The sequence below is a fragment of the Pigmentiphaga kullae genome (genome assembly GCF_004216695.1).
GTDB classification, from domain to species: Bacteria; Pseudomonadota; Gammaproteobacteria; order Burkholderiales; family Burkholderiaceae_B; genus Pigmentiphaga; species Pigmentiphaga kullae.
Map to the genome: position 1 here is coordinate 1,511,282 of NZ_SGXC01000001.1, position 11,347 is coordinate 1,522,628.

Annotated in this window: 12 protein-coding genes; 5 read left to right on the forward strand and 7 right to left on the reverse strand. The window is 68.2% G+C overall.

Translation table 11 applies throughout. The features are described 5' to 3' along the window. The first annotated feature begins 38 nt into the window (after positions 1-38). From EV675_RS07430 to EV675_RS07450, 5 genes are read left to right on the forward strand one after another with little or no spacing between them, the layout of a single operon-like run. Complete coding sequence (locus EV675_RS07430) at positions 39-1,031, forward strand: Bug family tripartite tricarboxylate transporter substrate binding protein (protein WP_130356671.1); 993 nt, start codon at positions 39-41, stop codon at positions 1,029-1,031. 4 nt (positions 1,032-1,035) lie between these two features. Beyond that, a complete protein-coding gene (locus EV675_RS07435) occupies positions 1,036-2,658 on the forward strand; it encodes an FAD-dependent monooxygenase (protein ID WP_130356672.1) in 1,623 nt (540 codons plus the stop codon). Positions 2,659-2,671: 13 nt separating this feature from the next. After that, positions 2,672-3,376, forward strand: coding sequence for an isochorismatase family protein (locus tag EV675_RS07440; RefSeq protein ID WP_130356673.1), 705 nt, complete (start codon positions 2,672-2,674; stop codon positions 3,374-3,376). Further along, positions 3,373-4,275 carry a polysaccharide deacetylase family protein gene (locus EV675_RS07445; protein ID WP_130356674.1) on the forward strand — a complete coding sequence of 301 codons (903 nt, stop codon included), beginning with the start codon at positions 3,373-3,375 and terminating at the stop codon, positions 4,273-4,275. Before EV675_RS07440 ends, EV675_RS07445 begins: the two co-directional genes overlap by 4 nt. Before the next feature lie 51 nt (positions 4,276-4,326). After that, entirely contained in the window at positions 4,327-5,241 is a 915-nt protein-coding gene (locus EV675_RS07450; RefSeq protein WP_130356675.1) for a LysR family transcriptional regulator, read from the forward strand. On the opposite strand, the gene EV675_RS07455 is transcribed toward EV675_RS07450, so the two are convergent. From EV675_RS07455 to gspF, 7 genes are all read right to left on the reverse strand, one after another. Then, positions 5,227-5,721, reverse strand: coding sequence for a glutathione peroxidase (locus EV675_RS07455; RefSeq protein ID WP_130356676.1), 495 nt, complete (start codon positions 5,719-5,721; stop codon positions 5,227-5,229). The genes EV675_RS07450 and EV675_RS07455 overlap by 15 nt on opposite strands. A 116-nt stretch (positions 5,722-5,837) precedes the next feature. Continuing rightward, positions 5,838-6,800, reverse strand: a complete 963-nt coding sequence (locus EV675_RS07460; RefSeq protein ID WP_130356677.1) for a Bug family tripartite tricarboxylate transporter substrate binding protein — start codon at positions 6,798-6,800, stop codon at positions 5,838-5,840. 1 nt (position 6,801) lies between these two features. After that, a complete protein-coding gene (locus tag EV675_RS07465) occupies positions 6,802-7,863 on the reverse strand; it encodes an amidohydrolase family protein (protein ID WP_242621355.1) in 1,062 nt (353 codons plus the stop codon). Between the two features lie 40 nt (positions 7,864-7,903). Next, complete coding sequence (locus EV675_RS07470) at positions 7,904-8,431, reverse strand: VOC family protein (RefSeq protein ID WP_130356678.1); 528 nt, start codon at positions 8,429-8,431, stop codon at positions 7,904-7,906. Between the two features lie 29 nt (positions 8,432-8,460). Then, on the reverse strand, positions 8,461-9,417 hold the full coding sequence (locus EV675_RS07475; protein ID WP_130356679.1) for a fumarylacetoacetate hydrolase family protein: 957 nt from the start codon (positions 9,415-9,417) through the stop codon (positions 8,461-8,463). A 112-nt stretch (positions 9,418-9,529) separates the two neighbouring features. After that, complete coding sequence (locus EV675_RS07480) at positions 9,530-10,066, reverse strand: MarR family winged helix-turn-helix transcriptional regulator (protein ID WP_130356680.1); 537 nt, start codon at positions 10,064-10,066, stop codon at positions 9,530-9,532. A gap of 52 nt (positions 10,067-10,118) precedes the next feature. After that, positions 10,119-11,333 (reverse strand): type II secretion system inner membrane protein GspF, encoded by a 1,215-nt coding sequence (gene gspF, locus EV675_RS07485; RefSeq protein WP_130356681.1) that lies wholly within the window; start codon positions 11,331-11,333, stop codon positions 10,119-10,121. Positions 11,334-11,347 lie beyond the last annotated feature (14 nt).

The window sequence follows — 11,347 nt, forward strand, 5'->3', positions numbered from 1 at the left end:
CCGGCGCGGCGGCGACCGCGCAATTTCAGGAGAAATGCATGAACGCTTCCAGACAAGCGTGGCATCGTCACGCCCGAATCCTGCTGGCCTGGACCCTGTCCGTGGCCGCGTTGTCCGCGGCCTGGGCGGCGGACTATCCCAGCCGTCCCGTCACGCTGATCGTGCCGTTCGCGGCGGGGGGACCCACCGACGTCACCGCTCGCATCTTCGCTCGGGCCATCGCTCCCGAACTGGGCCAGACCATCGTGGTGGACAACCGGCCGGGGGCCGGCGGCACCTTGGGAGGCGGGCAGGCGGCCCGCGCCGCGGCCGACGGCTATACGCTGCTGTGGGGCGGCACGAGCACGCTGGCGGTCGCGCCATCGCTGTATGCCTCGCTGCCCTACGACCCGCTTCGCTCGTTCCAGCCGGTCAGCCGGGCCGTACGCGGGCCGCTGGTGCTGGCGGTCAACAGCAAGCTGCCGGTGCGCACGGTCGCGGACCTCGTGGCCCTGGCCAAGGCCAGGCCCGGCAGGTTGAGCTTCGGCTCGGCGGGCGTGGGATCGATCATCCACCTGACCGGCGAGCTGTTCAAGGCGCGCGCCGGAATCGACATGATCCATGTCCCCTACAAGGGCAACGCGCAGGTCTTGACGGACCTGGCCGGCGATCACCTGGACATGGCGTTCATCGCCCTGGGCCACATGCTGCCTCACATGCAGGACGGAGGCCTGCGCGCCATCGCCATTTCCAGCCTGGAGCGTAATCCGCTGGTCCCCGATCTGCCGACACTGGCCGAAAGCGGCTATCCCGGGTTCGAGTCGCTCGAATGGTTCGGGCTGGTGGCGCCCAAGGGGATTCCCGCCGACGCGCTGGCCAGGCTGAACACCGCATTCCGCCACGCCAGCCAGCATCCGTCGGTGCGCGCGGAAATCGCCAAGCTGGGCTACATGCCCGTGGACGAGACGCCGGACCAGTTCGCGGCGGCGGTGGTGGCCGAAGGCAGGAAATGGAAGCAGGTGGTGACGGATGCAAAGGTTTCGGTGGAGTGAGTGTATGACTGAAGAAGTGTTGTCCACCCCGGTCGCGATCGTGGGCGCCGGTCCGGTGGGCTTGTCCCTGGCGCTGGATCTCGCGTGGCGGGGTATCGATGCGTTGGTGCTGGAAAAGGAGGATGGGCACGTGACCCATCCCCGGGCCGGATTTGTTTCCGTGCGGACCATGGAGCTTTTCCGGCGCTGGGGGATCGCGCAGGCGGTCCGGGAAAGCGGCTTTCCCGACGATTTCGCGCTTTCCATCGAATTCTGCACCAGCCTGGCCGGCCATACGCTGGCCAGGGACGAATACCCCGCGCTGGCGGCCATGCCGCTGCCCGAGTGGTCGCCGGAGAAGAAGCAGCGCTGCCCGCAGCATTGGCTCGATCCGGTCCTGAAGGCGGCCTTGCGGGATTGCGGCCGCGGCGCGCTTCGGGTCGAGACGCGGGTCGATGGCTTCGAGCAGGATGAGGAGTGTGTCCTGGTCCGCGCCACGGACCTGCGCCGGAATGCGCCGCTGACGATCCGGGCCGGCTATCTGGTCGGTTGCGACGGCGCGGGCAGCACGATCCGCACCGGCCTGGGCATAGACATGGAAGGCAGAGGCCATCTGAACTATTCGATGAGCGTGCTGTTCTCCTGCCCGGGGTTGCTGGAGCAGTGCGGCAAGCAGGCCGCCGAGCGCTTCCTGCTGATCGGGCCGGAAGGAACGTGGGGCAACGTCACGGTGATAGACGGGCGCGACGTGTGGCGGCTGACCGTGTATGGCACGGCATCGAAGTTCGACATGGACGCCTTCGACGCCAGGGCCTGGGTGCTGCGCGCGCTGGGCACGGACCGGATCGCGTTCGACGTGGTGTCCATCCTGCCGTGGAAGCGGGCGGAGCTGGTGGCCGGGAGTTATGGGCAGGGACGGGTACTGCTGGCCGGCGACGCCGTGCACACGATGTCGCCCACGGGCGGCATGGGCATGAACACCGGCCTGGGCGACGTGGCCGATCTGGGGTGGAAGCTGCAGGCGATGACCGAGGGATGGGGCGGACCGGCCCTGCTGCCGGCCTACACGCAGGAGCGCAAGCCGGTGGCCGTGCGCAATGCCGCCTACTCAACCCACAACTACAAGACCTGGGTGTCGCCGCCCCGCTGCGACTACCTGTTGGAGGAAACGGAACGGGCGGCAGCCGCGCGCCGCGAGATCGGCGCGCAGATGAAGCGCGCCACGCAGTACGAATGGCAGTCGTGGGGGTTGCAGATGGGATACCGCTACGACGAATCGCCGCTGTGCGTGGCGGACGGCACGCCGCCGGTCCCCGACGAATATTCGCGCTATGTGCAGACAGCACGCCCGGGCGCGCGCGCGCCGCACGTCTGGCTTGAACCGGGGAGGTCGACGCTGGACCTGTTCGGCAAGGGGTTCGCGCTGCTGGCATTCGGCGACGCGGCCATGGCCGAGACGGCCAGCTTCGCACGCGCAGCGGATCGCAGGGGAGTGCCGCTGGCGGTGCACCGGATCGAATCGGGGCAGGCGGCCGAGGCGTATGGCGCGCCGCTGGTGCTGGTGCGTCCCGATGGCCACGTGGCGTGGCGGGGAACCGGGGGCCGCGACGCGGCCCGGATCGTGGATATCGCGCGCGGCGCGCGCTAAGGAGGAAAACGACATGTCGGAAATATGGGATCACCTGATTCCGGAGCGAGACCGGGCCGCTTCCCGCCTGGCCGGCTTTGGCCGGCCGTCGGGCTTGGGCCGTCGGCCGGCGCTGCTGATCATCGACGTGCAGTACCGCACGGCCGGGACGAGGCCCATGCCGTTCGCGCAGGCCGTGCAGGAGTTCGCCACGTCCTGCGGCGATACCGCCTGGCGGGCCATCGAACACATCGCCGGATTGCTGGCCTTGTTTCGCGCAAGGAACTGGCCGGTGCTGTATCCCCATGTCGCGCCCAAGTTCGATTTCGACCAGGGGCGCTTGACGGAGAAAGTGCCGACCATGATGCGGATCCCGGCCAAGGGCTACGAATTCGTGGAGTGCATCGCGCCGCGCCCGGGCGACGTGCTGTTGCCCAAGAAGCATCCCAGCGCATTCTTCGGCACCCCGCTGGCCAGCTATCTGGTCAATACCGGCGCCGACACGCTGGTGGTGACCGGATGCGCGACGTCGGGCTGCGTGCGCAGCAGCGTGGTGGACGCATTTTCCTATAACTACCGGGTGGCCGTGCCTTCGGACGCGGTCTATGACCGGAACCAGGCTTCGCATGCCGTCAACCTGTACGACATGGCGGAGAAGTACGCGGACGTGATGGATACCAGGACATTGCTGGCGGCGCTCGAGGCATTGGCGCCGGCAGCACAGGAGGAAGCGAAGTGAAGAAGTTCGAACACGGCAATGACCGCTACGACTACAGCGCCATCGTTACCCGGCCGGTCTACGACTGGCCGCAGGGGCGGCGGTTGGCGGTCTATTTCGCCCTGAATATCGAAGGCTTCGAGTTCGGGCGCAATCCCGGCAACGATTTCACCTCCATGCCTTCCGCCCCCTACCATCGCGGCTACGCCTATCGCGACTACGGCAATCGCGTGGGCGTATGGCGCATCCTGCGGGAGTTCGAATCGTTCGGATTTCCGTTGGCCGTGCTGGCCAACGGGTCGGTCTACGACGTCTGCCCGGAGGTCCTGGAGGCCTGCCGCCAGCGCGGCGACGAGATGGTCGGGCACGGGCGCACGAACTCCGAGCGCCAGGCCGACATGTCGCCGGATGCCGAGCGGACCATGCTGGTCGAGGTCAAGTCGCTGTTCGAGCGGCATGAGGGCAAGGCGCCGGCCGGATGGCTGGGGCCGTTCATCTCGCAGAGTCCGAACACGCCGGAACTGCTCAAGGAACTTGGGTGGAAGTACATGCTGGACTGGTGGTTCGACGACCAGCCGATGTGGTTCCGCACCCGGCAGGGACCCATTCTTGCCGTGCCCTATCCGTCGATGGAGCTCAACGACCTGCCGGCCTACGTGAACCGCGGCGCGAGCGACGAGGAATTCACGCGCATGGCCATCGATGCGTTCGACGAACAGCTCCAGGAATCGGCGCAATACCCGATGGTATATTGCCTGTCGCTGCATACGTTCCTGACCGGACAGCCCCATCGCATCAGGCAGTTGCGGCGGATCCTGTCCCATATCGCTTCGCAGCGCCACCGGGTCTGGCTGACGACACCTGGAGCGATCGCCGAGCATGTCGCGGGCCTGCCGCCGGGCATCGTTCCCATCCGTTGAACGGGACGCCCTGGCCCCAGGCGCGTATCACTCCCCGTCCCGGTGCCCAGCATGGACATACGCCAGATACGCTGCTTCGTCGCGCTTTATGAAGAGGGCAGCATCACGCGGGCAGCCCGGCGGCTGCATGTCGTCCAGCCCGCGATCAGCCAGCAGATCAAGCGGCTGGAGGCGCATCACGACGTGCAGTTGTTCAGCCGCGATCCGCATGGCGTGACGCCCACCCCCCTGGCGCACGAGTTCTACCGGCATTGCATCCGCGTGCTGACCGAGCTCGAGCGCGCCGGGGCGGTGCTGGCGAGCGGCGCGGACCGGTTCAGCGGCAAGATCCGGATCGGTGCGCAGGCGTCGTTCCACCAGTTCGTGATGGCGCGGGCGCTGGAGACGTTCCGCGAGCGCTATCCCGCCGTGGAGTTCCTGTCCCGCGACGGATATCGCAGCGACCTGATCAGTTGGCTGATCTCGGGAGACCTGGAGTGCGCGCTGCTGAGCACGACGCAAGACCTGCTCAACATGCAGACCCGGGATATTTCCACCGAAGCGCTGGTGGCGGTCGGCCACCGGGATACGCTGGCGGACCGGGACCTGGTGCGCGGAAATGAACTGGCCGGGTTCCAGCTCGTGCTGCCGTCGCGCCACAAGTCCATGCGCAACCTGATCGATGCCCAGTTCGGCCTGCAAGGACTGGTCCTGCGGCCGCAACTGGAAATCGACTCCTTGCAGAGCCTGCTGCACGTCACGCTCAGGCCGGGGTGGCTGTCCATCATTCCCCCCATGGCCTTGTCGTCGGAGTTGTTCGGCGGCGCCCTGCGCAGCGTGGCCCTGGTCGAGCCGGTCATCCGGCGCAAGGTGGTCGTGGCCTGGCCGCGCCACAAGGCGCTGTCGGCGCCGGTCCACGGGTTCATCGACATCCTGTCGGAAATCCTGGCCGGTATTCCCGGGGTGGAGATATCAGGCAGGCCCTGAGCCCAATGCCGCCTCGACATCCGGCCCGATCGATTCCGGTTTGTCCGTGGGCGCATAGCGGGCGATGGGCGCGCCCGCGCGGTCGACCAGGAACTTGGTGAAATTCCATTTGATGGCGCCGGTGCCCAGCAGGCCGGGCTTGGTGCTTTTCAGCCAGCGGTACAGCGGATGGGCCCCGTCGCCATTGACGTCGATCTTGGCGAACATCGGAAAGGTCACGTCGTAGTTGAGCTTGCAGAAGTCCCGGATGCTTTCGTTGCTGCCGGGTTCCTGGTGGCCGAACTGGTCGCACGGGAAGCCCAGGATTTCCAGGCCGCGCTCGCGGTAAGCGCGGTACAGGGCTTCGAGGCCCGCGTACTGGGGCGTGAATCCGCACTGGGACGCCACGTTCACCACCAGCAGCACCTTGCCTTGGAAGCGGTCGAGCGGTACGTCGCGGCCTTCGATGTCGGTGGCGGAAAAATCGTAGATGGTGGTCATGGCGTGTCCCTGGCTGAGAGGCGGGCGCGCGCCGGACGGGTCGGCGCGCCGCTTCACCACGCATCATCGGGCTCCTGCCGCCCCGCCGTCAACTCCGACAGGACCAGGGAGGGAGTTCATTCGGGTTCGACGCCGGAGCGCTCGACCAAGTCCTTCCACCGTTCCATGTCGGCGCGGATACGCGTGCCGAGTTCTTCGGGGGAGCTCAGCGCCACTTCCAGGCCCTGTTGGTGCAGCGATTCGCGGATCTCGGCGGAGGCAAGGGCCTGTCCGACGGCGCGGTGCAGGCGCTCGATGACGGGGCGCGGCGTGCCCGCGGGAGCGAGCAGGCCTATCCAGGGCGCGAACGGGAAGTTGGCGTAGCCGGCTTCCTGCAGCGTGGGGACGGACGGCGCCAGCGGCGAGCGATGGTCGGCGATGACGGCGACGAGCCGTAGTTTGCCCGCGGCCACGTGGGGCAGCGCCACGTTCAGGGACAGCAGCGCGGCCTGCACCTGTCCGCCGATCAGGTCGGTGACGAGTCCCGACATGCCTTTGTACGGAACGTGCAGCATGTCGATCCTGGCGGTCTGCTTGAACAATTCCATCAGGAAGTAGTGCGGCGTCCCGAGTCCGGGCGAGGCGTAGGACAGGCCGCCGGGCCGCTTCTTGGCCAATTCGACGAGTTCGGCCAGCGACTGCGCGGGCAGCGAGGGCGTGACGGCCAGCGCCCAGGTGCCGGTCGCGACCATGGCTACCGGCGCGAAGTCCTTCGAAGGCGAGAACGTGGCGCTTTTGTACAGGTAGGGCAGCATGGTGATGGTGTCGGCGGTCGAGAGCAGGGTGTGCCCGTCGGGAGGCGCCTTGGCCACGCCGGACGTTCCGATGGTGCCGCTGGCGCCGACGCGGTTCTCGACCACCACGGGCTGGCCCAGGACGCGCGCCATTTCCGGGGCCAGCTTGCGGGCGATGAAGTCGCCGCCGGCGCCCGGGGTGTAGGGCACGACGACGGTGACGGGACGGGTGGGAAAGGTCTGCGCGCCCGCTCCGGCGGCCAGGGCGGCGAGCGCGGCGGTGAGCATGATACGGAGGAGTGTCATGTCAGGCCTCCTGCGCGCTGGGGGCGGCCGCGAGCGTGGCCGCGGGCGCCAGGCCGATCAGCCCGGCGAGGTTGTCGTGGCAGACCTTGCGATGGACGTCGGCGGGCAGCGCCAGGGACTGGATGGCTTGCAGCGTGTCGCGGATGAAGCCCGGGCCTCCCTCGGGATCGAACGGGCAGTCGCTGGCGAACATGACCTGGTCGCTGCCGAAGAAGTCCAGTCCGCAGCGGATGGACGAAGCCGAGCCGCCCACGGCCGTGTCGCCGTAGAACCGGCGGAAGCAGTCGACCGGCCGCCCGCCCAGCATGTCCTTGATGTAGCCCAGGTCCTCATCGGCGGTGCGCACGCCGATCTGGTCCCACAGCGTGCCGACGCGGCCTTCGAAGTAGGGAATCATGCCGCCTAGGTGATGGGTGATGATCTTCAGCGTGGGCAGGCGGGTCATCAGTCCCGAGAACACCAGGCGCGCCATGGCCACGCTGGTTTCGTAGGGCCAGCCCAGGACCTGCCAGATCTCGAAGCGGGACTTGCCTTCCGTCGGATAGTCCGCGTATCCCGCGCCGCGGTGGGGATGCATCCAGATCGGCACGTCGTGGTGGACGGCCCGTTCGAACAGGGGCACGAAGCGCGGATGGTCCAGCGGCACGCCCTGTATGTTGGTTTCCACCTGGATGCCGGCGGCGCCCAGTTCGAGCACGGCGCGGTCGAATTCTTGCAGCGCCGCCTCGATGTCGTTCAGGGGCAGGCTGGCGACGAAGGCGGGGAAGTGGGTGCGATGGCGATCGACGATCTCTGCCAGGCCGTCGTTGCCCAGCCGGGCGAGGGCGGGCGAGGCATCCGGCCCCAGGACGTTGTCGGCCGAGGGCTGGGACAGCGAGATCACCTGCTGGTAATTGCCGAAGCCTTTCATCATCTCGATGCGGCGGGGAACGTCGTACAGCATGGGCACGGTGCCCAGGCGCTTGGCGATGTCGCGGTTGGTCGAAAGCCGCTCCACCTCGCGCAGGTAGGCGGGCGGCATGAGGTGGGTGAAGGCGTCCAGGACGGGCAGGTCGTCGTTCATCGGTGTCTCGCTTGTGGTTGTTGTGCAGGCCGGCCGGCCCTCAGTCGGCGCGCCCGGCGCCCAGGCCCTGGCGCAGCCTGCGCTGGGATGGCCGGTCGGCCATGCTGTGGCGATCGCCGGCGGCGAAGACGTCGTCGTGCTGGAAACCGTCGTAGTGCTGGATCTCCCACCAGTTGTGGTCGAGGTCTTCCAGGTAGAACGAGTACACGCCGTGCTGGCTCTTGACCGACAGGACCTGCCGGATCTCGTATTTCTGCTGGAGCGTCTTGGCCGCTTCCCAGGCGGCGTCGACCTGCGCCGGCGTGGCGACGTCCAGGCCCCAGTGGTTGAAGACGCTGACGGGTTTCAGGCGTTCGCCCACTTCCAGGCAGACGATGTGGAACTTCACACCGCAGCGGATGGACAGCCCGCGCGAGGCATGGTGCACGCATTCCAGGCCCAGGAATTCTTCGTAGAAGCGCCGGGATTTCTCGATGTCGTAGCACTCCAGGGTGCCGTGGGACAGTACGTAGGGCTTGATGACCGAGCCGGCATGCGCCGGCGCCGGAACGATGCTTGCGATGTTCATGTCTGGTCTCCTTTCTTGTCGTTGATGCGTCAGGCTGCCGAGATGCCGTTGCTCAAGGTGCCGATACCGCCGATCTCGACGTCGACCCGGTCGCCCGGTCGCATGAAGACCTGCGGGTCGCGGCCGAAGCCGACGCCGGCGGGGGTGCCGGTCAGCAGGACGTCGCCGGGCTGGAACCGGTACCACTGCGAGAAGTACGCGATGGTCTCGGCGATGGGATGGATCAGGTCGCCGACGCTGGTCGATTGCATGACGCGGCCGTTGAGCCGGGTGGCCAGTTGCAGCGACGAGGGATCGGAGATTTCGTCGCTGGTCGCCAGCACCGGCCCCATGGGGGTGAAGCCGGGGAACTGCTTGCCCATGATGTTGAGTTCCCAGCTCTGGCGGCCCTCGACGGGAGTGCGGGCGGCCTGGACGCCCGGCATCCAGTCGCGCGCCGAGACGTCGTTGGCCGCCGTGTAGCCGGCAACGTGGTCGAGTGCCTGCGCCGGCTGCACGCGGTGGCAGGCGCGGCCGAAGACGACGGCCAGTTCGCCTTCGTAGTCGACCTGCTCAATGCCGGCGGGGATGGGAATGACGGCGCCGGGGCCGGCCACGCTGTCGGGGCTCTTGAGGAAAGCGGTCGGATGGGGCGGCGGGCCGCCGCCCATCTCGCGGACGTGGGCGCCGTAGGCGCGGCCCGCCGCCAGGATCAAGCGGGGATCCGGCACGGGCGCCAGCAGCGGGGTCGCGGATGCGTCGGTCAGGGCGCCGGCGTGGCGCAGCCGGTCCCGCTCGCCCGCTTCCAGGTCTTCCACGCGCCGGACCATGCGGCGCACGGCGGCCAGCCCTTCCGGGCCCGCCATCAGGATGCCGCGCACGCTGGCGGGCAGCCAGGCCTCGATCGTGCCGGGCGCCGCGGCGCGGCCCAGGTGCAGGATTTCACCGGATTGCAGCAGGGCGCCGGCGACTCCGCCGGAAATCGTGTCGATCGTGACGAGCTTCATCGTGGGCCTCGGACAGGCAATGGCATGGGGCTATTGGAGCACTAAAAGGTAGCTTAAACAACCTTTTAAGGGCGCAAAAACTCCTAGGGAATTCCCCTGGGGGACGGCGCCGTCAGCGGGAGCCGGACTTGGACGTGGAGCGCTGGCTGACCCGGCGGGCCACGGTGATCTTGCGGCTGGCCGGAGAAGAGGATGAGGCACCGGCGACCGCGTTCTGGTAGACGATGCGCAGCGTCCGGAAGGTGGCCTCGACGTCGGCGTCGGGAATGCCGGCCAGCCACTGCTTTTGCAGGGTCTGCGTCAGCGGCGAGAACTTGCGGACGATGGCCCGTCCGGCGGGGGTGACGCAGACGCTGGTGGCACGCTTGTCGCCGGGCTGCGCCGAGCGGACGACGAAGCCGCGCTCCTCGGCCTGCGCGACCGTGCGCGACAGGTACGACAGTTCGGCGCCGGTATGGCTGGCCAGTTCGCTCAGCGACTGGTGGTCGCGGTCGTTCAGCGTGGCCAGTACCCGCCAGACGGACAGCGGGATGTCGTCGGCCTTCAGTTCGTCGCCGAAGGTCGCGGCGATGATGTGGGCCGCGCGGTGCAGCAGGTATCCCAACGAGTTTTCGAGGTGATCGTTGGAATGGCCGTCTGGTTTGGTCATGAGTGGGATGCCGCGGACCCGGCGGCGCTGGCCGCCGCCGGTGCAACGTGTCTTAGCGCACGAGCTGGTTGATTTCGATAATGGGCATCAGCACCGCCAGCACGATCAGCAGCACGAAGCCGCCCATCAGCAGGATCATCAGCGGTTCGAGCAGTGCCGTCAACGCCATGGCGCGCCGCTCGACCTCGCGCGACAGCGTCTGGGCCGCGCGTTCGAGCAGCTCGGGCAGGGTGCCGGTCTTCTCGCCGCTGGCGGTCAGGTGCACCAGCAGGGGCGGAAAGGTCTTCTGCACCTGCAAGGCCGACGCCAGCGACACGCCTTCGCGCACGCGCGAGGTGGCATCGTCCACGCTGACCCGCAGGCGGTCGTTGCCCAGCGTCTGGCGCGACGCATCCAGCGCCCGCAGCAGCGGCACGCCGCTGCCGGTCAGGATGGCCAGGGTGGAGGCGAAGCGGGCGGCATCCAGGCCCAGGATGAAGCGGCCGGCAAGCGGCATCTTCAGCAGCCGGGAATGCCAGGCCAGCCGCGTGGCGGGCGCGCGCAGCATCATGCGCCAGCCGGTCAGCGCGGCGGCAAGGACCAGGGCGACCAGCCACCCCCAACTGCGCACGAAGTCGCTCAGGGCCAGCATGACGCGGGTCAGCATGGGCAGTTCCTGGCGCGCCTGCGAAAAGGCACTGACTACCTGGGGCACGACGTAGCCCAGCAGGAAGATGACGATGCCGACCGAGACCAGGGCGACCACCGCGGGATAGATGAAGGCGGTCAGGACCTTGATGCGCAGGGCGTTGCGTTCCTCGATGTAGTCGGCCAGCTTTTCCATGACGTGCGCCAGGTCGCCGGACTCCTCACCCGCCGCCACCAGCGCGCGGTAGATCTCGGGAAAGTCGCGCGGCCGCGTCGCCAGCGCGTCGGCCAGCCGGTGTCCGGCCCGCACGTCGGCGCGCACGGCGGACAGGACCTCCGAGACGTGCTTTTTCTCGGACTGCTCGGCCGTTGCCGTCAGCGCCGCGTCCAGCGGCAGGCGGGCCGCCAGCAGGCTGGCCAGTTGCCGCGTGGCCCAGGCCAGTTCCGAGTCGGACATGCGCGCGCTGAACCAGCCGCGGTTCCCGCCGCTGCTGCGCTGGGCGCCGGCTTCCTCCACCGCGAGCGGCGTCAGTCCGCGCGCCCGCAACTGGGCGCGCGCCGCGCGCGGGCTGTCCGCGTCGATCAGTCCGCGATCGAGCTTGCCCAGTGCGTCGGCGGCTTCGAAGCGATACGAAGGCATGTCAGCCTTTCCTC

What these genes read in the sequence shown, in the direction of transcription:
- EV675_RS07440 (WP_130356673.1), top strand. Translation starts at nt 2,672, where the DNA reads ATGTCGGAAATATGGGATCACCTGATTCCGGAGCGAGACCGGGCCGCT.
- EV675_RS07465 (WP_242621355.1), bottom strand. Translation starts at nt 7,863, where the DNA reads ATGAACGACGACCTGCCCGTCCTGGACGCCTTCACCCACCTCATGCCG.
- EV675_RS07460 (WP_130356677.1), bottom strand. Translation starts at nt 6,800, where the DNA reads ATGACACTCCTCCGTATCATGCTCACCGCCGCGCTCGCCGCCCTGGCC.
- EV675_RS07475 (WP_130356679.1), bottom strand. Translation starts at nt 9,417, where the DNA reads ATGAAGCTCGTCACGATCGACACGATTTCCGGCGGAGTCGCCGGCGCC.
- EV675_RS07470 (WP_130356678.1), bottom strand. Translation starts at nt 8,431, where the DNA reads ATGAACATCGCAAGCATCGTTCCGGCGCCGGCGCATGCCGGCTCGGTC.
- EV675_RS07435 (WP_130356672.1), top strand. Translation starts at nt 1,036, where the DNA reads ATGACTGAAGAAGTGTTGTCCACCCCGGTCGCGATCGTGGGCGCCGGT.
- EV675_RS07430 (WP_130356671.1), top strand. Translation starts at nt 39, where the DNA reads ATGAACGCTTCCAGACAAGCGTGGCATCGTCACGCCCGAATCCTGCTG.
- EV675_RS07455 (WP_130356676.1), bottom strand. Translation starts at nt 5,721, where the DNA reads ATGACCACCATCTACGATTTTTCCGCCACCGACATCGAAGGCCGCGAC.
- EV675_RS07450 (WP_130356675.1), top strand. Translation starts at nt 4,327, where the DNA reads ATGGACATACGCCAGATACGCTGCTTCGTCGCGCTTTATGAAGAGGGC.
- gspF (WP_130356681.1), bottom strand. Translation starts at nt 11,333, where the DNA reads ATGCCTTCGTATCGCTTCGAAGCCGCCGACGCACTGGGCAAGCTCGAT.
- EV675_RS07480 (WP_130356680.1), bottom strand. Translation starts at nt 10,066, where the DNA reads ATGACCAAACCAGACGGCCATTCCAACGATCACCTCGAAAACTCGTTG.